The sequence below is a fragment of the Acinetobacter sp. G18 genome, assembly GCF_052660225.1.
The window spans coordinates 3,312,192-3,336,832 of sequence record NZ_CP109658.1; the positions used below are offsets into that span (position 1 = coordinate 3,312,192).

Annotated in this window: 24 protein-coding genes; 7 read left to right on the forward strand and 17 right to left on the reverse strand. The window is 40.9% G+C overall.

Features of this window, described 5'->3' with window-relative positions; translation table 11 throughout:
- The first annotated feature begins 67 nt into the window (after positions 1-67).
- From NE363_RS15660 to NE363_RS15670, 3 genes are read left to right on the forward strand one after another with little or no spacing between them, the layout of a single operon-like run.
- Entirely contained in the window at positions 68-1,408 is a 1,341-nt protein-coding gene (locus NE363_RS15660) for a MacA family efflux pump subunit (protein ID WP_311069577.1), read from the forward strand.
- A gap of 2 nt (positions 1,409-1,410) precedes the next feature.
- Entirely contained in the window at positions 1,411-3,405 is a 1,995-nt protein-coding gene (locus NE363_RS15665) for a MacB family efflux pump subunit (RefSeq protein ID WP_263612918.1), read from the forward strand.
- A 22-nt stretch (positions 3,406-3,427) separates the two neighbouring features.
- Positions 3,428-4,822 carry an efflux transporter outer membrane subunit gene (locus tag NE363_RS15670; RefSeq protein ID WP_445536394.1) on the forward strand — a complete coding sequence of 465 codons (1,395 nt, stop codon included), beginning with the start codon at positions 3,428-3,430 and terminating at the stop codon, positions 4,820-4,822.
- A gap of 69 nt (positions 4,823-4,891) precedes the next feature.
- Here NE363_RS15670 and NE363_RS15675 read toward each other — a convergent pair whose 3' ends face one another.
- From NE363_RS15675 to orn, 3 genes are all read right to left on the reverse strand, one after another.
- Complete coding sequence (locus NE363_RS15675) at positions 4,892-5,695, reverse strand: enoyl-ACP reductase FabI (protein ID WP_004698737.1); 804 nt, start codon at positions 5,693-5,695, stop codon at positions 4,892-4,894.
- Between the two features lie 136 nt (positions 5,696-5,831).
- Entirely contained in the window at positions 5,832-6,563 is a 732-nt protein-coding gene (locus tag NE363_RS15680) for a Bax inhibitor-1/YccA family protein (protein ID WP_001191562.1), read from the reverse strand.
- A gap of 156 nt (positions 6,564-6,719) precedes the next feature.
- Positions 6,720-7,286: an oligoribonuclease gene (gene orn, locus NE363_RS15685; protein ID WP_002053300.1), complete on the reverse strand. Its 567-nt coding sequence runs from the start codon at positions 7,284-7,286 to the stop codon at positions 6,720-6,722.
- Between the two features lie 125 nt (positions 7,287-7,411).
- On the opposite strand from orn, the gene rsgA reads away from it, so the two are divergent.
- The 4 genes from rsgA to secB all read left to right on the forward strand — a co-directional run bounded on the left by rsgA (position 7,412) and on the right by secB (position 9,739).
- Positions 7,412-8,470 (forward strand): ribosome small subunit-dependent GTPase A, encoded by a 1,059-nt coding sequence (rsgA, locus tag NE363_RS15690; protein ID WP_004698743.1) that lies wholly within the window; start codon positions 7,412-7,414, stop codon positions 8,468-8,470.
- 97 nt (positions 8,471-8,567) lie between these two features.
- Positions 8,568-8,984, forward strand: coding sequence for a rhodanese-like domain-containing protein (locus NE363_RS15695; protein ID WP_004698745.1), 417 nt, complete (start codon positions 8,568-8,570; stop codon positions 8,982-8,984).
- Between the two features lie 11 nt (positions 8,985-8,995).
- The gene (gene grxC, locus NE363_RS15700; RefSeq protein ID WP_002114715.1) at positions 8,996-9,253 is read left to right on the forward strand and encodes a glutaredoxin 3; all 258 of its coding nucleotides are present in this window, start codon (positions 8,996-8,998) and stop codon (positions 9,251-9,253) included.
- Positions 9,254-9,280: 27 nt separating this feature from the next.
- A complete protein-coding gene (gene secB / locus NE363_RS15705) occupies positions 9,281-9,739 on the forward strand; it encodes a protein-export chaperone SecB (RefSeq protein ID WP_004698753.1) in 459 nt (152 codons plus the stop codon).
- A 67-nt stretch (positions 9,740-9,806) separates the two neighbouring features.
- Here secB and NE363_RS15710 read toward each other — a convergent pair whose 3' ends face one another.
- The 14 genes from NE363_RS15710 to NE363_RS15775 form a co-directional block, all read right to left on the reverse strand.
- Positions 9,807-10,463, reverse strand: a complete 657-nt coding sequence (locus tag NE363_RS15710) for a 4'-phosphopantetheinyl transferase family protein (protein ID WP_019458084.1) — start codon at positions 10,461-10,463, stop codon at positions 9,807-9,809.
- A 113-nt stretch (positions 10,464-10,576) separates the two neighbouring features.
- Complete coding sequence (gene der / locus NE363_RS15715; RefSeq protein WP_019458083.1) at positions 10,577-11,986, reverse strand: ribosome biogenesis GTPase Der; 1,410 nt, start codon at positions 11,984-11,986, stop codon at positions 10,577-10,579.
- A 186-nt stretch (positions 11,987-12,172) separates the two neighbouring features.
- The gene (gene bamB, locus NE363_RS15720; protein ID WP_445535420.1) at positions 12,173-13,318 is read right to left on the reverse strand and encodes an outer membrane protein assembly factor BamB; all 1,146 of its coding nucleotides are present in this window, start codon (positions 13,316-13,318) and stop codon (positions 12,173-12,175) included.
- A complete protein-coding gene (locus tag NE363_RS15725) occupies positions 13,318-14,016 on the reverse strand; it encodes a YfgM family protein (RefSeq protein WP_002053293.1) in 699 nt (232 codons plus the stop codon). Before NE363_RS15725 ends, bamB begins: the two co-directional genes overlap by 1 nt.
- Before the next feature lie 28 nt (positions 14,017-14,044).
- Positions 14,045-15,337 (reverse strand): histidine--tRNA ligase, encoded by a 1,293-nt coding sequence (gene hisS / locus NE363_RS15730; RefSeq protein ID WP_445535421.1) that lies wholly within the window; start codon positions 15,335-15,337, stop codon positions 14,045-14,047.
- Positions 15,334-16,449 (reverse strand): flavodoxin-dependent (E)-4-hydroxy-3-methylbut-2-enyl-diphosphate synthase, encoded by a 1,116-nt coding sequence (ispG, locus tag NE363_RS15735; protein WP_004698760.1) that lies wholly within the window; start codon positions 16,447-16,449, stop codon positions 15,334-15,336. Before ispG ends, hisS begins: the two co-directional genes overlap by 4 nt.
- A 21-nt stretch (positions 16,450-16,470) precedes the next feature.
- Positions 16,471-17,262, reverse strand: a complete 792-nt coding sequence (locus NE363_RS15740; protein WP_004698761.1) for a helix-turn-helix domain-containing protein — start codon at positions 17,260-17,262, stop codon at positions 16,471-16,473.
- A complete protein-coding gene (gene pilW / locus NE363_RS15745) occupies positions 17,253-18,053 on the reverse strand; it encodes a type IV pilus biogenesis/stability protein PilW (protein WP_004698762.1) in 801 nt (266 codons plus the stop codon). The genes NE363_RS15740 and pilW overlap by 10 nt, the downstream gene beginning before the upstream one ends.
- 15 nt (positions 18,054-18,068) lie before the next feature.
- Positions 18,069-19,301 (reverse strand): 23S rRNA (adenine(2503)-C(2))-methyltransferase RlmN, encoded by a 1,233-nt coding sequence (rlmN, locus tag NE363_RS15750; RefSeq protein WP_151682915.1) that lies wholly within the window; start codon positions 19,299-19,301, stop codon positions 18,069-18,071.
- A gap of 122 nt (positions 19,302-19,423) precedes the next feature.
- On the reverse strand, positions 19,424-19,855 hold the full coding sequence (gene ndk / locus NE363_RS15755) for a nucleoside-diphosphate kinase (RefSeq protein ID WP_000963851.1): 432 nt from the start codon (positions 19,853-19,855) through the stop codon (positions 19,424-19,426).
- Between the two features lie 113 nt (positions 19,856-19,968).
- Positions 19,969-20,169 (reverse strand): Fe-S cluster assembly protein IscX, encoded by a 201-nt coding sequence (gene iscX, locus NE363_RS15760; RefSeq protein WP_004698764.1) that lies wholly within the window; start codon positions 20,167-20,169, stop codon positions 19,969-19,971.
- Between the two features lie 99 nt (positions 20,170-20,268).
- On the reverse strand, positions 20,269-20,820 hold the full coding sequence (locus NE363_RS15765) for a phosphatase PAP2 family protein (protein ID WP_151682917.1): 552 nt from the start codon (positions 20,818-20,820) through the stop codon (positions 20,269-20,271).
- 24 nt (positions 20,821-20,844) lie between these two features.
- Positions 20,845-22,143 carry a glycosyltransferase family 4 protein gene (locus NE363_RS15770; RefSeq protein ID WP_445536395.1) on the reverse strand — a complete coding sequence of 433 codons (1,299 nt, stop codon included), beginning with the start codon at positions 22,141-22,143 and terminating at the stop codon, positions 20,845-20,847.
- A 139-nt stretch (positions 22,144-22,282) separates the two neighbouring features.
- Complete coding sequence (locus tag NE363_RS15775; RefSeq protein WP_445535422.1) at positions 22,283-24,466, reverse strand: carboxy terminal-processing peptidase; 2,184 nt, start codon at positions 24,464-24,466, stop codon at positions 22,283-22,285.
- Positions 24,467-24,641: the final 175 nt, after the last annotated feature.

Below are 24,641 nucleotides of genomic sequence, written 5' to 3' on the forward strand. Positions count from 1 at the left end.
AAATTCACGTTTTATCCTCAATTGACTCTTATACTAATTAAAATTTTAGACTTTTCGACCTCTCGCCATGCCAAAAATAAAGCCAATTAAACTCGTTATTATTGTCGTCTGTATAGCCGTTATTGCTGTATTAGCTTGGAAGTTTTTAAAGCCTAAACAACAGCAGCCTCAATATATTACAGCTGAGGTAACTCGCGGAGATATTGAGAATAATGTACTTGCAACTGGTACGCTTGATGCAACCAAACTGATTAGTGTCGGTGCTCAGGTATCTGGTCAGGTTAAAAAGATGTATGTACAGCTTGGCGATCAGGTCAAACAAGGTCAACTCATTGCACAAATTGACTCGACTACCCAAGAAAACAGTTTAAAAACATCCGATGCCAATATTAAAAACTTAGAAGCACAGCGCCTTCAACAAGTGGCATCTTTAAATGAAAAACAACTTGAGTATCGTCGTCAGCAACAAATGTATGCTCAAGATGCAACACCTCGTGCAGATTTAGAGTCAGCTGAAGCTGCTTATAAAACCGCTCAGGCACAAGTTAAAGCATTAGATGCACAAATTGAGTCTGCAAAAGTTACTCGTTCAACAGCACAAACAAACATTGGCTATACACGTATTGTTGCGCCAACTGATGGTACGGTTGTTGCGATTGTGACTGAAGAAGGCCAAACCGTAAACGCGAACCAAAGCGCTCCTACAATCGTTAAAATTGCAAAACTGCAAAATATGACGATTAAAGCGCAAGTGAGTGAAGCCGATATTATGCGAGTAGAAAAAGGCCAACAGGTCTACTTCACTACTCTAGGCGATGACAGCAAGCGTTATGCGACATTACGTCAGATTGAACCAGCTCCAGATTCAATTTCTAGTGAATCAAACAGCACAACAAGTTCAACTAGCAGTTCAGCTGTTTACTACAACGCTTTATTTGACGTGCCAAATACAGATGGCAAATTGCGTATTGATATGACTGCTCAAGTTTATATCGTATTAGATTCAGCAAAAAATGCCTTATTGGTTCCATCTTCTGCTTTAAGTAGTAAACAGTTTTCTGGTCAAAGAAAACCTGGTCAGTCAGCTGACAAAGCAAGCTCTACACCAAGAGCAGAGCGAAAACATGAAGGTAATGGTGCTCGTTTAGAACGCTTAAATTTAACTCCTGAACAAAAACAACTTATTGAACAAGGCAAAGCAACGCTTAGTGTCGTTCGTATTTTACAAGCAGACGGTACGACTAAACCAACGCAAATTTTGGTGGGTATTAACAACCGTGTAAATGCACAAGTACTTGCCGGATTAAAACAAGGTGACCAAGTTGTGATTGCTGATAGTTCAGAAAACTCTGCTGCTTCTGCAAATAGTGGTAATAACCGTCGCCGTAGCGGTCCAATGGGAATGTAAGCATGACAAAACAAGCTTTGCTTGAAGTCAGCAATCTGGTCCGGGAATTCCCTGCTGGCGAAAGCACGATTCAAATTTTAAAAGGCATTGACCTGACCATTTATGAAGGTGAACTGGTTGCCATTGTCGGTCAGTCCGGCTCTGGTAAATCAACACTTATGAATATTTTGGGCTGTCTGGACCGCCCAACCAGTGGGAGTTATAAGGTTAATGGTCAAGAAACCGGTAAGCTAGAACCCGACCAGTTAGCGCAGTTACGCCGCGAATATTTTGGTTTTATTTTCCAGCGTTATCATTTACTCGGGGACTTATCTGCCGAAGGTAACGTTGAAGTTCCAGCTGTTTATGCGGGTGTTACTCCTTCGGACCGTAAACAACGTGCAACAGCCCTACTCACTGAGTTGGGTCTGGGCACTAAAACTCAAAACCGACCAAGCCAACTTTCCGGTGGTCAACAGCAACGTGTTTCGATTGCCCGCGCCTTAATGAATGGCGGCGATGTAATCTTAGCCGACGAACCAACAGGTGCACTCGACTCACATAGTGGTGTTGAGGTGATGCGAATTTTGCGTGAACTCAATGCGGCTGGCCACACCATTATTTTGGTTACACACGATATGCAAGTTGCAAAAAATGCAACGCGTATTATCGAAATTAGTGACGGCGAAATTATTAGTGACCGTCCTAATGTTCCAGACCAATCTGTAGAAGAAGTTAAATCTGACCCAGATGCAGCCCCTGCTCTACAAAACAAGCAGAAAAAAGGCAAAAGCATTTCAGCTTGGCGTTCAACCTTAGACCGCTTATCTGAAGCGTTCCAAATGGCTTTGCTGTCCATGAACGCACATCGCATGCGTACCTTTTTGACTATGCTAGGGATCATTATTGGTATTGCATCTGTCGTAACGGTGGTGGCGCTGGGCAATGGTTCACAAAAGCAGATTTTGGAAAATATTAGTGGCCTCGGTACTAACACAATTACGGTATTCCAAGGTCGTGGTTTTGGTGATAACTCCAAAACAGCCAATTTTAAAACATTGGTCCCTGCCGATGCTGACGCATTAATGACGCAGCCTTATGTGAGTGCGGTCAGTCCAATGGTCAGCACATCCAAGACTATGCGTTATCAACAAAATGAAGCGAATGCGACCATTAATGGCGTAAGTAACGACTTCTTTGACGTAAAGGGACTTGTCTTCAAAGATGGTCAAACCTTTGACCAGCGTAGTGTCCGCGACCGCTCACAAGATGTAGTCATTGATACCAATACTCAAAAACAATTCTTTAGTGATGGCACCAACCCAATTGGGCAAGTGGTATTACTAGGTAGTGTGCCGGCTCGTATTATCGGGATTGTAGAGCCTCAAACTAGCGGTATGGGTTCAGATGACACACTCAATGTGTATATGCCTTATACCACGGTCATGAGCCGTATGTTAGGGCAAGCCCATGTTCGTAATATTGTCGTACGTATTAACGATAAATATTCGACCAGCGCCGCTGAAAACGCGATTGTTAACCTATTAACACAGCGCCACGGTGCCCAAGATATTTTCACCATGAACAGCGACAGTATTCGCCAAACCATTGAGAAAACAACCAGCACCATGACGCTTCTGGTCTCAGCAATTGCTGTCATTTCTTTGGTGGTTGGTGGTATCGGTGTAATGAATATTATGTTGGTTTCGGTGACTGAACGTACTCAAGAAATTGGGGTACGTATGGCTGTCGGTGCTCGACAAAGTGATATTTTGCAGCAGTTCCTAATCGAAGCAATTTTAGTGTGTTTAATTGGTGGTGTACTTGGCGTATTGCTTTCACTGGGTCTAGGGCAGCTCATTAACAAAGTAGCCGCAGGTAATTTCGCAGTGGCATATTCCACGACTTCGATTGTGGCTGCATTTGTTTGCTCAACATTAATTGGTGTCGTATTCGGTTTCTTGCCTGCCAAAAATGCCGCAAAACTCGATCCTGTTGCAGCACTATCACGAGAATAAGGAAAATTGCATGTCTTTTTCAATGACTAAACTTAGCGCAGCACTTCTCCTCAGCAGTTCTCTTGTGGGATGTGCGGCAATGGTTAAAACACCTTACCAAGCACCGTCTGTACAGGTTCCGGGTAGCTTCCAATACGATGCAACTAAAACAAAAACAGCATCAGTCGAGCAATATTCTGACCGTTGGTGGACGCTTTTTAACGATGCTCAACTCAACCAGCTTGTAAATAACGTGTTACAACGCAATAGCGATTTGGCTGTTGCAGGAATCACCTTAAAGCAAGCTCGCTTGAAAGCTGATTTAACTGCAAATCAACAAGGCTTACGTACCAGTTCAAATGTTTCTACAGGCCATACTTTTGATTTAAATTCAGGTGATGACAGCTCTAAAGGCTTATCAATGAGTGCGGGTGTAAGCTATGAGCTTGATTTGTTTGGCAAGCTTGCTCGTCAAACCGAAGCGAGCAAATGGGAAGCCTTGGCAACTGAACAAGATTTGCAGTCTACAGGGCAAAGTCTGATTGCTACTACAGCGAAACTCTACTGGCAACTCGGCTACTTAAATGAACGTTATGCAACTGCGCAGCAAAGCTTAGCCACTTCACAAAAGCTTTATCAGTTGGTTCAAACCCAATATAAAGCTGGCGCAGTTTCAGGCTTAGACCTCACGCAAGCCGAACAGTCTGTTCAAAGCCAAAAAGCAAGTTTAAGTCAAATTGAACAACAGCTTGTTGAAACCCGTACAGCGATTGCAGTGTTATTGCATGAACCTGTACAGCAGCTCAACATTCAAGAACCACAACGTTTACCACGTACTGCACTCCCTGCTATTGATGCTGGTTTACCAGCGGATATTTTGTCACGTCGTCCAGACTTGCAAGCAGCCGAGCTTCGCTTACGAGAAACTCTAGCAACCAAAGATGCAACAAAAGCAAGCTACTATCCATCAATTAGCTTAACCAGTAGTTTAGGTTCAAGTAGCACGTCGTTAACGGAGTTGTTACGCAACCCTGCCCTTACACTTGGGGCGAGTTTAAGCTTACCGTTTTTGCAATATAACGATATGAAAAAAAATATTGCGATTAGTGACCTAGACTATGAAAAAGCGATTATTCAATATCGCCAAACGCTTTATCAAGCTTTTGCTGATGTAGAAAATGCATTATCAAGTCGTACTGAACTCGACAAACAAGTAGAGTTTCAAGCACGTAATGTTGAACTTGCAGAAAAAACCGAACGTTTAACTGAAGTGCGTTATCGTTATGGTGCTGTTGCATTGAAAACACTTCTCGATGCTCAGCAAACTACACGTACTGCGCGCTTGAGTCTTGTTGAAACCAAGCAAAGCCAATACAACGCTTATGTTACCCTTATGCAGGCGTTAGGTGGTTCGCCTGTAAAAGAGTTGCCGCAATAACTTGCGCCCACTAAAAAAGCCGTAGTCATTCAACTACGGCTTTTTTTATGTCTGAATAAATTTTAAAACTTATTCATCATCCATCATAGATTGGCTCATACCTACAGTATTGAAACCACCATCTACATATAGAATTTCACCAGTAATACCTGAAGCCCAAGGTGAGCATAGGAATAACGCGGCATTACCTACTTCTTCAATCGTTACGTTACGCTTTAATGGTGCAACTTTTTCGTTAGCATCTAACATTTTACGGAAAGATTTAATACCAGAAGCAGCTAAAGTACGGATTGGACCTGCAGAAATCGCGTTTACACGGATACCATCAACACCTAAGCTTGATGCCAAGTAACGAACACCGGCTTCTAAAGATGCTTTCGCCATACCCATTACGTTGTAGTTAGGCATAACGCGCTCAGAACCTTGATAAGTCAAAGTTAATAAACAACCTTGGCGAGCTTGTAATAAAGGTTTTGCAGCACGTGCCATTGCAACAAAGCTGTATGCACTAATGTCATGAGCAATTTTAAAACCGTCACGGTCAGTCACGTCAGTGAAATCACCGTCAAGCGTGTGTGCAGGTGCAAAGCCGATTGAGTGCACAACACCGTCTAGGCCATCCCAATGTTTTGCAAGTTCCGCAAATGCATTATCAATTTCAGCATCAACTGCAACATCACATGGAAACACAAGCTTAGAACCGAATTGCTCAGCAAACTCATCTACACGTTTTTTTAATTTTTCGTTCGGATAAGTAAATGCAAGCTCAGCACCTTCACGGTGTAATGCTTGGGCAATACCAAAAGCAATTGATAATTTACTAGCAACGCCTGCAATCAAAAAGCGCTTACCTGCTAAAAGTCCTTGTGTCATGCCGATCTCACTCAAAACAATTTTCAGCATAATGCCAATATTCATCAGTTTTCGAAATTGCATAATGCATCTTTTTTCAAAAATCGCACGAAAAAAAATCGCCCCTATAGCGGAGCGACTTTTTATGATCTAAATTTTAGTCATCAGACAATAAGCCAAGTAGACGTAAGAACGAGATATACATCCAGACTAAAGTTGCAAGCAACGCAATACCACACAACCATTCCATGAATTTTGGAGCACGATATGCTGCGTTAGTTTCAATTAAATCAAAATCTAAAATTAGGTTAAGTGAAGCAATAACTGCAACGAATGCAGCAAAACCAATTCCTAACCAGTTACTTTCAAAAATATAAGGAATGCTTGAGCCAAACGCTAAGCGCATCACCATCTGCACGATAAATACAATAAAGATCGCTAAAGATGCAGAGATCACAACTGATTTGAACTTTTCAGTAGCGCGTATAATTTGAAACTTATATAAGCCAAACATCACTAAAGTGGTTACGAAGGTTGCCAATAAAGCTTGAAGAGGAACGCCAGGATATTTCAACTGGAAAGTAAACGAAATACCACCTAGAAACGCCCCTTCAAATAAGGCATACGGAATTGCCAATGTTGGCGCAGTTGTTGGTTTAAACGTTGTAATTAAAGCTAAAACCAAGCCACCAATTGCACCCACAATTGAAGCTGCATAAGCAATACCAACATTTGCAGTAAAGGCTGCATAGAAAAATAAAGCGACACCCACTGCGGCAGCAATGATGGTCAACATCACAGATTTTTGAATCGCACCTTGCACGGTCATCGGTTGACTATAGTCACTGACCGTTTCAACGCGAGTCAGTATCGGGTTATTACTTTGCATAAATGCTCTCTTTTTATAATAAATAAACTTAAAACATCATTTTAAGCAAAATGAATATGAAAGCCAAATTAGCCATTGGCATTATTGTAACAAGGTCCTAGCAGCAACAAAAAAGGAGGCTACTGCCCCCTTTTCATTTTTACTTGAACAACGTCATTAATCTTTACCATCAGTATTCATAATGAAAAAGTATTCACGGTAATATTTAAGTTCAGAAATTGAGTCACGAATATCATCCATTGCCAAATGCGATGCATTCTTTTTCAGACCGCTCATAATTTCAGGGCGCCAGCGTTTTGAGAGTTCTTTGATTGTAGATACATCAAGATTACGATAGTGGAAATACTGCTCAAGCTCAGGCATAAGACGATGTAAGAAACGGCGATCCTGACAAATCGAGTTACCACACATGGGTGAAACTTTTGGATTCACCCATTTTTTTAGGAATTCTAAAGTCTGTAACTCAGCATCACGGGCCGTCAACTTACTACGACGAACTCGTTCAATTAAACCTGACTGGCCATGCTGGCGAGTATTCCACTCATCCATTGCATTTAAAATACGATCAGGTTGATGAATAGCCAAAACCGGACCTTCGGCAAGTACATTTAAATGATCATCTGTAATAATTGTTGCGATTTCAATAATCTGGTCGTTGTCGGTATCTAAACCGGTCATTTCCAGATCAATCCAAATTAATCGTGTATTTAAAGTACTGCTCATGTATGTACGTTCTAAAATGCCGTAAAAACATCAATAGTAGCAAATTTCTTGCTTCTGCGCTGTAATTCCATACCAGCTTCGTGCTATTTTTGCGGTCTTCAAACAATGGTTTTTTTGGGATATGAATGGCTCTAATTCGTAAGCGTCGTTTAACTGAGCAACAGCAACGTCGTATTGAAAAACAGCATAAAACTCGCCAAGAAGAAGTCGATACTTCACAAGATCTAGATGGACTGGTTGTACAGCACTATGGCCGTCAACTTGAAGTACAGGCACTTTCTGTACCCGAGCATCACCCAGAAAAACCTCAAGTTGCCGAAGGCGAACCAGAACCATTTTGGAAACCGATTGAGCTCAAAAGCGTATGGCGTTGTCACACCCGTACAAATCTTGAATTATTGGTAACGGGTGACCGAGTGAAGTGGCAAGCAGACCCTAACACAGGCTTAGGGATTATTACTGCAATTCACCCACGTACTTCACTGCTTACTCGTCCAGATCGCTATCACAAAGTAAAACCAGTGGCAGCCAATATCAGTTTAATCGTTATTGTTTTTGCTCCACTTCCAGAACCAGCACCTACTTTGATTGACCGCTACTTAGTGGCATGTGCAGATGCAAATATTCCTGCTCTTTTAGTGCTGAATAAATCAGATCTACTCACTGAAAATGACCCAATTCTCGACATGCTCAAAGAGTATGAAGATTTAGGTTATGAAAGCATGATTTGTCATTCTAAAGGCGATATTTCAACATTATCTCAACGACTTGATGGTGAAACCGTTGCCTTTGTTGGTCAATCAGGTGTTGGTAAAAGCTCACTTATTAATGTGCTTATTCCAGATGCCGAGCAGAAAACCAATATTATTTCTGAAAACTCTGCACTTGGCCAACACACAACAACCTCTACGCGCTTAATCAACTTTGGTAAAAATGGTGCCTTAATTGATTCGCCGGGAATTCGTGAGTTTGGGCTTTGGCATCTCGATTTAGAAAAAATTCGTATGGGCTTCCCTGAAATTGAAGCGCATTTAGGTTCATGTCAGTTCCGTAATTGCACGCATACTCATGAAAAGAACTGTGGCTTAAAACAGGCTGTTGAAGCAGGTGAAATTTTGCCACGACGCTTAGATAGCTTCTTACGTTTAATCGATGAGATTCAAGAAGCGCAGCAAAAAAACTAATTTTCTATCCCTTTTGCCCTTGAAGTGGTGATTTTGATCACCATCTATATACGCTATACTCTAGGTCAATTTTGTTTTTAATTTTTTTAGGTGACTTGTGGAACGCTGGTTAGAGTTTATGGGGAATCACCCCATTTTGTTTGGTACACTCGGAGTCTTGATCGTATTGTTCTTCATTTTTGAAGGTCAACGTAACGGTCGTAAAATTTCTCCACAGTCGCTTGGTATTTTAGTGAAAGCGAAGAATGCTATTTTAATTGACTTACGCGATAGCAAAGACTTCCGCGAAGGTCACATTAGTGGTAGCCGCAATATTCCTTATAGCCAAATTGCAAGTCATGCTGATGAATTAAAAGCAAGTGACCGTCCATTGGTATTTATTTGCAACCTAGGGCAAGTTGCTGGTAGCGCTTTACAAAAAGTCGCTCACCATGACAGCTATCGCCTCGATGGTGGTATCAGTAACTGGAAAGCTCAAGGCTTACCTCTCGTTAAAAGCAAACCAAAAGCTTAAGGAGAATTGTTATGGCAGCAAATGTCATTGTTTACTCAACTTCTGTATGCCCATATTGCGTTCGCGCGAAACAATTACTTGAGCGTAAAGGTGTTGCTTACAAAGAAGTAAATCTTTCTGTTGAAGCACCAGAAGTACGTGTTGAATTAATGCAACGTACCAATCACCGTACTGTTCCACAAATTTTTATTAATGATCAGTTTATCGGTGGTTTTGACCAACTTTATGCTTTAGAGCGTGAAGGTAAACTCGACGAATTATTGGCTTAACCTCGCATCCATATTAAGGAAAAAACAATGAGCGAAGAACAACAAGTTCAACCACAATTAGCTTTAGAACGTATTTATACAAAAGATATTTCTTTTGAGGTTCCAGGGGCACAAGTTTTTACTAAACAATGGCAACCTGAACTTAACATCAATCTTTCTTCTGCTGCAGAAAAGATTGACCCAACTCACTTTGAAGTATCTTTAAAAGTTGTGGTTGAAGCCAATAATGACAATGAAACAGCGTTCATCGTAGATGTAACTCAATCTGGTATTTTCTTAATCGATAACATCGAAGAAGACCGCTTACCTTACATTTTGGGTGCATACTGCCCGAACATTTTGTTCCCGTTCTTACGTGAAGCTGTAAATGACTTAGTCACTAAGGGTAGCTTCCCTCAATTACTTCTTACTCCTATCAATTTTGATGCAGAGTTCGAAGCAAATATGGAACGTGCTCAAGCTGCTGCCGTTGAAGGTCAAGCTTAATTTATAGCTTGCTCTAAACAAAAAAACCGCGTAATTCGCGGTTTTTTTATATCTACTGTTTCGTTTGTTAGCCATCAAGCGAATGAAGCTGAATAGAAGGAAACTGAAACCCACGGCAAGACTGCTCGGAACGCCATGCGACCGTTAAAATCATGTTACCTAAGATAAAGTTTTGATAAGCAAACGTTCCAATAAGTTCATGCGAGCATAATCCACCATGATTGGTAGGATGCACTTGAGTATTTAAAGTATTTAAATCCAAACGTATACCAAGACCTGAAGCTTTTAAAACAGCTTCTTTAGTGGTCCAAACTTTAAACCAAAACTCTCTATCTTGTTCTAGATTTTGCCATGTTGCATATTCATCAGCGTGAAAGGCATGTTGTGCCAGACTATCTAAACGTACTTTACGATCCAGTTCTTCAACATCTATACCAATATCTTTAACACGTTCACTTAGCGCCAAAGCATAATATTGCTGACTATGCGAATGGTTAAAATGCAAAGTATGACCCAATAAATAAGGTTTGCCATATTCATGTTTTGCAAATTGCAAATCTGTTGGGTTTACACTTAACTTTTGAGCTAATAACTTATTTTTAATGTGCTGTATTTGCTGCTTTTTATAATCATTAAATGTACGAAAGTCGGGAAAGTCTTTTTGTTGTTGTTTTAAAAATGTATCTAGCTTCCCTGTATAGACTTCAATATTTCTATCAATCATTTTTTAAATCCATTCTATCTGGGAGTAAAACTAATATAAAAGTAACAATAACTTATTAAACCATATAATAAAAAGCCCAAAGAATACTTTGGGCTTTTTTACATTCATACAAATTAACGATTAAATTTCTTTTCCGCTTTCTTGAATTTCTGAATATAACGACGGCGGCGCGCAGCTGTACGTTCATCAACTTGACTCTTACGACCTTCAAACGGGTTTTCAGAAGTTTTAAAGTCAATACGAACTGGCGTACCTTCAAGTTTATATACTTTACGGAACACGTTCTCTAAGTAACGGCGGTAGTCCGCAGGTGTTTTATCAACCTTGTTACCATGAATCACAATAGTCGGTGGGTTTTGTCCGCCCATGTGCGCATAACGCATTTTAATACGTTTTCCACTAATCATCGGTGGTTGGTGAGCTTCTGTTGCATCACTCAAAATTTGAGTTAATTTCGCTGGTGATACTTTTAAGTTCGCAGACTCATAGGCACGATGGATAGAAGGATATAAATCACCTACCCCTGTTCCATGCAGTGCAGAAATTAAATGAATTTTTGCCCAAGGAATAAAGTCAAAACGACGCTCAACATCAAGCTTACATTGCTTGCGATCGTATTCAGACATGTTATCCCATTTGTTAATGGCGATTACCATGGCACGACCAGCTTCAAGCGCATAGCCAATTAAATGTAAGTCTTGCTCAACAATACCTTCACGTGCATCGACCACAACAACCACAACGTGTGCATCTTTCATAGCCTGTAAAGTTTTAACAATTGAGAACTTCTCAATCATTTCATCAACTTTACCTTTACGACGCACACCCGCTGTATCAATTAAGGTGTATTTACGGCCTTCACGCTCAAACGGAATATAAATAGAATCACGAGTTGTACCCGGTTGGTCAAATGCAACTACACGGTCTTCACCAAGTAAGCGGTTTACCAACGTTGATTTACCCACGTTTGGACGACCAATAATGGCTAAACGTAAGCCAGTATCTTTGTCATGTTCATCTGGGTTTTCATCTTCTGGAACTTCTGCAAGTACATCTTCAAGCATTTGCTGAACGCCACGACCATGACTTGCTGCAACTTGTAATGGTTCGCCCATACCAAGTTTATAAAACTCAACTAAAGCAGCTTCAGCATGTACGCCATCTACCTTGTTCGCAACAAGATAAATTTTCTTACCTAAAGTACGAAGTTCACGAGCAATTTGCTCATCAGAAGCTAACAAACCAGCACGCGCATCAACTACAAAAATAATAATATCTGCTTCGTTGATGGCTGTTTTTGACTGCTCGGCCATGTAGTTATCGATACCGCCTTCACTTTCACCGATACCGCCAGTATCAACAACAATGAAAGACTTATTTTGATAAGTCGCATCACCATATTTACGGTCACGAGTCAGACCCGCGAAGTCGGCTACAAGTGCATCACGACTCTTGGTAATCTGGTTAAATAACGTTGATTTTCCGACATTCGGACGACCAATGAGCGCAATAACGGGTTTCATACAATAACCTTAATCAAGACCAGCCATATCTCATGGCATGAGCATTAGAAACAATACAGGAGATATATTTTAAGGTCAGATATGACCATAATAAAAGACGGGGCTTTGAACTGATTTAATTCAAACACCCCGATATTTTTAACAGCGTAATTTGTTAAGCGGCTATTTTAGCACAAGCGAACAAAATTAACGATTCTGCCAAATACTTAAATCGCCTTTTTGGGTCGAAACGTAGAGTTGATTCTCAATAACACGTAATGTATTGACCTCACCACTTGTTTTAGAACGTCCTACCAATTTACCTGTTGCCGGGTCGATCAAGTGTAAAACACCATCCAAATCACCGACTATTAAATTTTGGCCTAATACAACAGGATTACTTAAATGACGATTCAACAAGCTGTCATTTTGCCAAAGCTGCTCGCCTGTCGTTAAATCATAAGCAGTCAGCTTGCCATCAGTTGACGAAACAAATACCTTATTGTCATAAACTTCTGGACGTTTTGTACTGCTTGAATCTTCACTCCAAACTACACGTTGAGAAGCCAAATCAGTCACTGTGACTTGCCCTTGGAAGCTTGTTGTCACCATAAGCTGGCCTGCAACAACCGGATCACCATCAATATCGATCAGGCGTTGAATATCAGAACGACCTTCACTCACCGCAACACGACGTTGAAAACGTGGAATACCGCTAATGATATCAATTGCATACACATAAGCATTTGCTGAAGCAATTAAAACAGTGCGTGAATCAAGGCTCACTGGCGATGGCTGACCACGCAAACTAAACTGAACGTTTGGCAATTTGTATGCCCAAACTTGTTGTCCTGATGATGCATCATGTGCAAAAACAGTACCGTCATTTGCAATTGTAATCACACGTCCAGACTGAACTAAAGAAGGACTTAATAATGCACCAGATAATTGTGCAGTCCATTTTTGTTCACCTGTTGCTTGATCTAAAGCAAATAACTGACCTTTGCTGTTACCCACAACAACAATACCTTCAGCCGCTTCAACACCAGAGCTTAAGCCCAATTTACTTACTTTTTTCTCCCAAAGACGTTGTTTGCCACGATATGCTGCAACTTCACCTTTAGGATCAAGTGTAAAGACAACGCCTTCATTAGCGTCAAGTTGTAAACGTAATGGATCTGCCTTATTCGTAGAAGAAACACTGCGTGCAAACACCGGTACTAGAGCCTTTGTCGACTCAGTCAATTTCGGTAGTGGATTTGGTTTTGCTTCTTTTACTTTGTTGCTAGAACATCCCACCAATACAGCTGATGCGATTGCAATTGCCAAAGGCAGTTTGAATTTCTGATTCATTAAGACTCTTCCACCTGTGTTTCCAAAATTGGGCGCTCAATCTGTGGATCTTCAACTAAAACGCCAACACTTTCGAGTTTAATTTGTAAAATTTGTCGCTCTTGTTTACGTTCCAGTAACGAATCCCATGCAGCTTGATACGCTTTTTTAGCAGAATCAATATCTTTCTTCGCAACAAAGATATCACCACGTAACTCTTCTACTGTTGCTTTAAATGCCGGATCGACATTACCAGACAAAGTTTTTAGAGCTTCATCATATTTGTTTTGCGCCAATTGTGCATCTGCTAAACGCAATTTTACAACCTGAATCAGTCCTTCATCTTTTACTTTTGAGTTTTCAACTTTTTTCAAAGCTTTTTCAGCAGCCGCATAATCTTGTTTTTCATATGCAAGCTTTGCCAATACAAATTGAGTTTGTATTGCCTGAACTGAATCAATATCGTCTTTTACAAGTTTATCTGCCGAAGCTGTTATTGAAGCTAAAGCATTTGGATTATCGGCTGTTGCATTTGCCTCATCCATTAACTGCTGTACTTTTGCAGTTTCAGTCTGACTCGTTGCAAGATTTCTTTTTTGCCAATATTCCCACCCAAAAAAGGCAATCAATGCAATGAGAATCCCGCTAATCATGGCAGAACCATATTTTTTGGCGAACGACTTTAAGCTGTCGAATTGTTCTTCATCACTTAAGCTCATGTGATTGTCCTTTTCCAGATGTTTCAGTTTATTTTGTAAATTTTTCAATTAAGAATGGTACGAGTTCAGCTAGTGCAACTTGTGTCTGCTCAGCTGTTGCTAACTCTTTGATCGCAAGCTGCTGTGCTTCCCATTCACGCTCACCTAAAATCATGGCGTAAACAGCCCCAGCCTGATCAGCTTTTTTCATCTGACTCTTCATGCTGCCTTGTGAACCCGTTTTAATACGAATATTGCTATTCGCTGCTTCTAGCTGATCGCGTAATTGCTCTGCCAAAACCAATGCTTTAGCTTGGTAAGCAGGCTCTGCAACCAAGAACGCTTCACAATCACGTACAGTTTCAGCTTGTTCAACTTGCTCAAGTAGAAGCAATAAACGCTCCATCCCCATTGCAAAACCAACTGCTGGTACAGATTGATCTGCCTTACCTTTCAACTGACCAACTAAACCATCATAGCGTCCACCTGCACATACTGTGCCTTGCGAACCTAACGATGTTGTTGTCCATTCAAAAACAGTTTTATTGTAGTAATCTAAACCACGTACCAATTTTTGGTTAATTACAAATTTAACGCCTGCAGCAGTCAAATAGTCTTGTAATTGTTGGAAGTGGCTTAGACTGTCTTCTTTTAAGAAATCATGTAATTTCGGCGCATTTTCCAGAATTTTCTGAGTCGATTCAATTTTAGAATCTAAAATACGTAATGGATTTGTCGTTAAACGGCGCTGTGAATCTTCATCCAAAGCATCTTTATGCTCATTTAAGAACGCAACCAAAGCATTACGATATTCTGCACGCTCATCTGTTTCACCTAACGTGTTCAACTCAAGCTGAACCATGTGATCAACGCCCATGCGTTTCCACAAACGAGCTGTCAACAGAATCAATTCAGCATCAATATCAGGAGTTGCAACACCAAAAGTTTCAACACCGAACTGGTGGAACTGACGGTAACGGCCTTTTTGTGGTTTTTCATAACGGAACATAGGTCCCATATACCACACACGCGGCGTAGCACCACGCAATAAGTTATGTTCAACCAACGCACGTACACAACCCGCTGTCCCTTCTGGACGCAAAGTTAATGATTCAGGTGGGTTTCCTTTATCGAAGAATGTGTACATTTCTTTTTCAACGATATCGGTTGCATCACCAATAGCACGTTTAAACAGTCCCGTTTGTTCAACGATCGGCAAACGAATTTGTTGGTAACCATAAGCATCCATTAACGATGCTAAATGCTGCTCGATACGTCTCCACGCTGATGTTTGCGTTGGTAAAACGTCATTAAAACCTTTGATTGCGACTATTGAACTCATGATGAACTACGAATAATTTCTTTAGATTTAGCTTCTTCAAGCTCTTGAACACGTTGACGAACCATTGTTTCGATTTCATCAACCAATTGATCGGTATCGATTAAATGGCTTTTCTCACCATTACGATAAACCAGTGAGCGAGGCGCAGCCCCAACAACCCCGATATCCGCTTCTTTTGCTTCACCCGGGCCATTTACCTTACAACCAATCACTGACACATCCATTGGCGTACGGATATCTTCTAAACGCTCTTCTAAGGCTTGCATCACCTGAATCACGTTAAATTCTTGACGAGAACAACTTGGACAAGCAATAAAGTTAATCCCGTTAGAACGTAGACCAAGCGATTTTAAGATATCAAAACCAATCTTGATTTCGTCTTCAGGTTCAGCAGCAAGCGAAATACGCATGGTATCGCCAATGCCTTCCATCAATAACCCGCCAAGTGCAATCGCTGATTTCACAGTACCTGTACGGTAAATACCAGCCTCGGTTACACCTAAGTGCAATGGATTATCAATTTGTTGAGAAAGCAAACGATAAGCATCCATGGTCAAAAATACATTTGATGCTTTTACGCTGACTTTAAACTCATGGAAATCTAGACGGTCTAAAATATCAATATGACGTAAAGCTGACTCAAGCAGTGCCTGCCCTGTAGGTTCGCCATATTTTTTCTGTAAATCTTTTTCTAGAGAACCCGCATTCACACCAATACGCATAGAAATGCCGTGATGACGTGCAGCAGCAACAACTTCACGAACTTTCTGGTCTGAACCGATATTACCTGGGTTAATACGCAAACAGTCTGCACCATAGTCTGCAACTGCCAAAGCAATTCTATGGTCAAAGTGAATATCAGCCACTAGTGGAACTGAAACACGTTTACGGATTGCACCAAAAGCCTCAGCTGCTTCCATAGAAGGAACTGAAACACGCATAATATCTGCACCTGCGTCAACACAACGCTCAATCTGAGCCACTGTTGCATCGACATCGCAAGTTTCGGTATTTGTCATACTTTGCACACTAATAGGTGCATCGCCACCGACATAGACCGAACCAACACGAATTTTACGTGTTGGTCGACGTTTAATTGGGTTCTCTATCATTGTATCGCTCAACTCATGGTATTAGCGGGATAAACGGAATTCAGCTTTACCGTTTACCGTATATGGAGACAATGAAATCTGTTCTTGGTTTAGACTTAATGACACAGCTGTTGCATCATCAAGACGAATCTGGAATGGAGACTCTCCATTTAAGGTTAAAGTCGATGCCTGACGACCTGTCGCTAAAACCTTACCTGTTGCATCTACAATATGAACAGAAGTTGGACGGTTAAAGTTTAACACCAATTGATCGCCCGCTGTTGCAGAGCCATTTCCTTTCATAGGTAAAACTTCAACATTAGACTGATTTGCTTTTGGCACCTCAGTCTCACCTTTGTTTGAAGTCCATTTTTGAACGCCCATCACGATCAATGACACTACAGCAATAATCAAAATCGCAAGCAATGCACGCTTTAACCATTTTTTATTACGATCACTATTAGAACCCGGTAATTTACCCATGATTTTAATTGGTGAGTTGTTTAAAGCATGATTTGGCAAAAGGCCTGTATCATTTGCATAAATCTCATCAAAACGCTGAATAATTGCAGTTGCATCAGCATTTAAATATTTTGCATAAGAACGATAATAACCTTTGATAAAAGTTGCTTCTGGCAAAGATTTATAATCGTCTTGCTCTAACGCACTTAGCGTTTTCAACGGCATATTTAAGTCTGAAGATACTTGCTCTAATTCTTTTTTCTGAGAAACACGAATTTGACGTAAATACTCACCAGGACGTTGAATATTTCCTAAAGCAGAAGTCGGTAAGCTTGAGCCAGTTGGCTGCTGTGAATTAGGATTTATTTCCATACGGCCTCAGTACTATACTGTAATTGCAAATAACGTTGATATTCTGGACTTTCCGGGAATAAAGCACGTAATTGATTTACTAAAACTTGCATTCCCATTTTATCCGCATTGGCTCGAGCCACTCTTAAACCAATCCAAAGTGCACGAGCACCCTGATTTTTCTGCCCCACTGTACGAACATATTGCTCATACATTTGTGTAGCAGCCGGAATCTGCTGCTGCAAATAAAAAATTTCTGCTAACTCTAACATTGAAATATAAGAGTCACGGTTAGCAAGGAGCGCTTGTTTGAATGTTTTTTCAGCACTCGCAATATCACCTAATTTTAAATAAATCCGCCCCAGATTTTCTAAGGCTTGGTAACGTTGGTCATAACCTAATGTTGCACCAGCAATACGGAACTGCTCGACAGCATCATTATAACGTTCCATTTGGTATAAATACGTACCATAATTATTACGCGCCTGAGCATTATCTGGCTCAGAAGAAATTGCACGTTTAAAATAATGTTCTGCTTTTTCTAAATTGGGTTTACTGCCTTCTTGTTGCAATAAAATACCCATCATCATATTTGCCGTTGCGTCACGACTCTCGATACTTAGAGCTTGGTCGAGGGAACGTTTTGCTGAGTCCAAGTCACCAGAACGAATGTATTCTGCAGCAAGCTGCGTACGCACCTTAACTGCTTTTTCTGGGTCCTTTTTTAGTGTTGGCGACGTCTGACAACCACTTGCCAGAAATGCAACTGCAACCCCCATACATAACATGATCTTTAACTTCGGAGTACTCAAAGTCTTCCCTCAACTTTATCCTTGTGTACGTAAAATCTCTTGACGCTGTGTCACTTTTTTCTGCCACTGTTCAGCACGGCGGGTTCTATCAGCTACTTGACCCACTAACTGTCCACATGCAGCGTCAATATCATCACCACGTGTTTGACGAATCGTACACACAAATCCGGCATCAGACAAAGTTTTTTGGAACGAGATAATACGATTTCGACTTGAGCGACCATATGGCGCGTGCGGGAACGGATTAAACGGAATCAAGTTAATTTTACTTGGTAAATTTTTTAATAATTTAATCATTTGCTGTGCATGTTCAGGTTGGTCATTCACACCTTCCAACATGACATATTCGATAGTCACATGTTTACGCGCACTTTCATTACCATCTTTGGCAATATAACGCTGACATGCTGCAATCAATTGAGCCAATGGATATTTTTTATTAATAGGCACTAATTCATTACGTAGTTCATCGTTTGGCGCATGTAAAGAAATTGCCAAAGCAACATCAATATCTTTCGCAAGTTGGTCAATTTTTGGTACAACACCTGACGTTGATAAAGTCACACGACGTTTTGACATGCCATAAGCAAAGTCATCAAGCATAATGTGCATTGAGCTTAATACGGCGTCATAGTTGAGCAATGGCTCACCCATACCCATCATTACGACATTGGTCACTGAACGCTCACGTTCAGCAACAGGCACTTCTTCCATATAAGAATAGTTTGCCATCCAAAGTTGCCCAATAATTTCATCTGGCGTTAAATCACGCTGGAAACCTTGCTTACCTGTTGAACAAAATGAGCAGTCCAATGCGCAGCCTACTTGTGATGAAATACACAAAGTTTTGCGCAAACCTGTTTTATCTTCGGCAGGAATTAATACAGTTTCAACTAATGAACCCGCGCCCTCACCTACACGAAACACCCATTTACGTGTGCCATCTTTTGAATAGTGACGGTGAACAACCTCAGGAGCTTTAATCTCACAAATCTGTTCCAGTTTTGCGCGCAACTTTCCTGAAATATTGGTCATTTCAGCAAAATCAGTAACAAAGTACTGATGAATCCATTTCATAACCTGTCCGGCACGAAACTTTTTCTCACCAATATCTTCGAAGAATTTTTCTAATTGCGCGCGTGACATGCCGAGTAAATTCACTTTTTCGGCAGCAGGCGATGCTGGCGTGGACGAAGATTGCTGCTGTCCATCAAGATTTTCAGATGAAACGACCACTGCAGAACTCATGTGTATTTACCTAAACCATGTCAAAAACAGAAGATATTGTTCAAGAATCAGACAATATGCTCTTGAGAGAATAAAAAAACCAGATAAGTAGTATACCACTTATCTGGTTTGAATGCTTTCGATTAACGAGTGCGTGGGCAGATCTCGTTGTCAGCAAAGAAGTAAGCAATTTCACGCTCTGCAGAAGCAACTGAGTCAGAACCGTGAGCAGCGTTTTCGTCGATGCTTACAGCGAAATCAGCACGGATAGTACCAGGAGCCGCTTCTTTAGGGTTTGTAGCACCTAAAATTTCACGGTGAGCAAGAACTGCGTTTTCACCTTCAAGAACAGATACTACAACTGGACCAGAAGTCATGAATGCAACTAAGTCACCAAAGAAACCGCGTTCTTTGTGCTCTGCATAGAAACCTTCAGCATCAGCTTGAGAAAGGTGTTTCATTTTAGTCGCAACAATTTTTAAACCCGCTTTTTCGAAACGAGCAAAAATTTCACCGATGTGGTTTTTAGACACAGCATCAGGCTTTACGATAGACAAAGTACGTTCAATAGCCATGAGTGGCTCCTTTATTTTAAGATTTAAACTTTAAAAAATTTGCAGCATTATACCGATGTCATAGGCAATAATCAGCTTTGAATGTGTAAAAGTTGCGATTTTTTCTACTGTTTTTAGCGAACTTCGTCTATCCAGGCCATTTGGATACCTTCTAGCAATCCTTCGGTTGATTTATTTGGGTCATCACTGAAGTCTGGTAATGCACATACCCATGCATGTAAATCGGTAAAACGGATCCATTGCGGATCAACTTCTGGATGTGCTTCTGACAATTCAATGGCAATATCAATCGTATCTGTCCAACGTAAGCCCATAGCGGCTCCTATCTGTTTAATCTGCTAAATCACGAACTGTGTACTTTAGCAAATCCACAAACGTAATCGATAGCTTAAGCTGATAAAAATTACTGTTCGTTATAAAGCAATGCCCAATAATGGCGCGACAAAAATAATCAGACTTGCTACTGCCGCACCAATAAGCGCACCCACAATCACATCACTTGGATAATGAAGTCCAAGCACCATACGAGACAAAGCAACAAGTACCATGAACGGTAACATAGCGGCTAGCAACACAGGTTGGATATACCCCAACACAATTGTCACCATCACTGCATGCAACGTATGACCTGATGGAAAACTAAAGTGATCAAGTGGTCTTTCACCAAGCACAATCACCTGATGTACTTGATAAGGACGTGGACGCGTCGTTTTATGTTTTAGAAATTTATAAATTGCCGTTCCTATTGAGCCGCCAATTAACAAATAGATAATTTGCAAACTGTAGGTAATGCCATGCATTCCCCATACAATTGCTAGCATGAGGTACCAAAATGGCCCATCGCCCGCACGGCTAATAATTTTGAAGAATAAAGCCACGCGTTGTGAGTGAGAAAAATGATTGAGATATAAACAGCCTCTCAAATCTAGATCGAGTATTTTTATTTTTGCATTCTTTAATTTCATGGTCGTTCTCCTATTTTAGGATACTTAGGTGAAGTCCACCGAGGATTCCTTCACTACCTGATAAAATGCCTGTTCTAATTGCTGTACCGGAAGTTGCCAACCGCTTTGCTGTACTTTACGACAGGCTTGTATGCCCATTTCTCTAAGTTGTTGTACTGGAGGGAGTTGATAAATTTGTTGTATAAAATGGTCTTTCTGTCCAAGTGGACTTAACCAGCCACTTACGTTATGGACTAAATATTGATGTGCACATGCATAATCATACGCGATAACAGGCAAACCGCTTGCCATTGCCTCTAAAACTACGTTACCAAACGTTTCAACTTGACTCGCAAACACAAATACATCTGCGCTTGCATAGGCAGCCGCCAACTCTTGCCCACGCAAACTACCGGTAAAAACAACATTTCTCGCTTCTGACAGTGCTTTTAATCGAGCAAGATCTGGGCCATCTCCTACTACCACCAGTTTAGTTTTATGTTGCGACATGTTTTGCATGGCTGCATAACTTTCAACAATCAATTGTACTTCTTTTTCCGGCGACAAACGTCCCACATACAGCATGACACGAGTATCGGCATCGACACCCCATTGCTGGCGTAGGCTTTCTAAGCGATGCTTTGGTGAAAAGCGCGTGGTATCAACCCCTCGTCCAACCACAATAAGTGGGCAGGTAATACCAAAACCACGTAAGGCTTCCTCTGTATCTTTACTCGGCACACAGGTCACTTGAGTATTGTTATGAAACCAGCAAAGGTATTTTTGGATTGGCTTAACCAAGAAAGCCAAATCAAAGAATCGACTAAAATCTTGAAATGGTGAATGGAAGCCACTAGAAACTGGAATATCTTTTGCCTTGGCAGCTTGCATGGCAGTTAAGCCCAAAGGCCCTTCCGTCACAATGTGTACAACATCAGGGACAAACTTTTCAAAAGCTTTTGAAACTTTTAAATATTGAGGCCAGCCAAATTGCAAAGTTGGATATTTTGGTATGGCTTGTGACATAACCAGACATTCTTGCTCTGGCAAAAAATCATGACACTTGGCTTTTTGTTCTGGTCGAACCAGTAAAATTTTATGCCCTTGTTTTTGTAGACCTTGACATAACTGTAATAACGAGAGTGCTACACCATTAATCTCTGGTGGCCATGTCTCTGTCACAATCGCAATTTTCAAACGAGGACGAACCAACCCGTGGAGTTGGTGCAATTCCTGAGTATTAGACAACTGCTGTTTTTGTTTAAAATAGAATTGGAAGCTTTCAGGGAGTTGCTGTTGTTTTAATAGTGCTGTCGCGTATGAGCCTTGCATAGCGCCATCCATCAATGTATTTATTTTCATGCTTAAAGATTAAGCAGCTTTCTTGACACTTTGATGATAAATGCATGACAGTTTACTGACATAAAAAATTAAAAAAGCACGCTGAGAACAGCGTGCTTTTTCGTAAAACAGACAAAAGAACTTAACGGTTTTGCAATTTTGCATAATCCATAAGTACATTTGCCGCTTCATTCACAAATGTTTCTTCTTCTGGCAACGCAGGACGTTGGTTAGCTTTCATTTTGGCACGAGATTCAGCTAACGCATCTAATGAAGCTTGGTAGCTTTCCCAGTTTGCAAAAGGCTTTTGACCTGTTGCTGCACGACGTTCATTTTCAGCATCTAACGTTTGCTTTTCTAAACTCAAAAGCTCTGCACGGCGCTTATCAATATCAAGCACAACCTGTTTCTGGTCACTCGTAACCTTCGCGATTGCCGTACGCTTATTTAAATATTTAAACTGAGGATCGGCAGCAACACGTTGTTCAGAGAATTGAGACAACTTCGCAACATATGGTTGAACAGAACCTTCTCGTTTAAATGGTGCAGTCGGGATCGTATCCCACTTCAAAGCATTCTTCGATTTACGCTCACCAAACTCTTCGTTATAGATATCGACAAGCTTAATATCTGGCACTACACCTTTGTTTTGCGTACTACCACCTGTAACACGGTAGAATTTACGCTGAGTTAAGGTCGCTTGGCCGTATGCCAAAGTATCAAGTTGAACCTGAGCTGTACCTTTACCTGTGGTTGTACTACCAATGATAATGCCACGTTCATAGTCTTGAATTGCCGCAGAGTAAATCTCACTTGCTGAAGCAGATGCCAAGTTCACCAATACAGCAAGCGGGCCTGTATAGAGTTGCTGACCGCCATCGTTGTCTTCAAATACACTTACATTGCCGTTGCCATCACGAATTTGCACAACAGGACCTGACTTAATCACTTGTCCAAGCATACGTGCAACTTCTTCTAATGAACCGCCTGGGTCATTACGCAAGTCAATAATGATACCTTCTACTTTCTTCGCTTTTAATGCCTCAAAAGCATTTGCAGTATCTTCAGAAACTGAACGATATTGCTGACCAGCGCGACGTGAACGATAGTCAAAATAGAACGATGGAATTTCAATCACACCTAATACATGCTTTTTACCATCGCGTGTCACTTCAACTGTACGTGAACGAACACCTGCATCTTCTTCTTGAATAACGTCACGGACTAAAGTCACATTACGTGCCTGACTCATTGATGCACCAGCACCAAGAAGTTTTAGCGTGACTTTAGTGCCACGTTTACCCCGAATAAGCCCAACAATTTCCGAACTTGTCCAACCCACCACATCGATCATTTTCCCGCCCTCTTGAGCGACACCAACGATTCGATCTCCCGATTTCACTTGGCCAGACTTACTTGCAGGACCACCTTCTACAATGGTTTCAATCTTGGTGTAATCTTCATTGCCACGCTCTGGACGAATCGATACCCCAATCCCTTCAAGCTGCAAAGTGGTTTGGCGATTCAGTTCAATCGCATCAATTGGCGGATAATAGTTACTGTGCGGATCATAAGTCGCTAACATTGCATTTAATGTTTTATCTAAAACATCATCGCTTTTCACACGACTAATTCTTTCAAGCTGACGTGTATAACGCTTAGTCAAAGTCTGAGCTGGCGTTAAATCCTCTGGGCCTTTTAAGTCTTGACCATCAGCAAGTGACGGGTTTTCTTTAAGTGCCTTTTGTTTTGCCTGCTCTTCTTCACGGCTAATGGTTAAATTAATTAACTGTGAAACCAGCATTTTACGCCAGTGATTTTGCTGCTCAGCCGTTGTTTTAAAATACGGCGCTTTTTCGCGATCTACTTCTATATAGCTATTTGGCTGCTTTAAGTTCTGTTGTTGTTTCAACTCAGCCAACATGAACTCGTAAAATTGTTTTAAGCGTTCACGATATTGCTGGTGAATTGCAAACGGTCCAGTTAAGTTCCCCGCTTTTAATGAAGCACCAAAATTTGAACCATAGAGTTTTTTATAATTTTGAACTTCAGCGTCTAAAAATAATGAGTGGTCTGGATCAAGACTGTCTAAGTACATATCGAGAATACGATTAGATGTATTCGCATCTAGTCGCATATTTAAATAATGTTGGCGATCAACTAAAGTTGCCAGTTGACGAGCCACCAAGGCCTGCTCTTGCGTTGGCTGGATCGATTGAGAAACAGCAGCAGTATTCGTTGCTGCTCTTGCTTCGTTCATCGTATGAGAGAAGAATAAACCGCCAGTCGCGATTGCTACTGCACAAGCTATAGTTTGAAGTTTCATAAATTCTTAATACTTCCTTGGGTGTTCGTATCTTACACGCTCTGTTTTCGATATGAACTAAGCAGATTCAACATCTTAACCAACTAAATTGTTTATACCGTGTAGTTTTATCATATTCTGTACTGACAAAATGTAGCAAATCATTGCAAAATTCGCTTATTGTTTTTCAATCAAA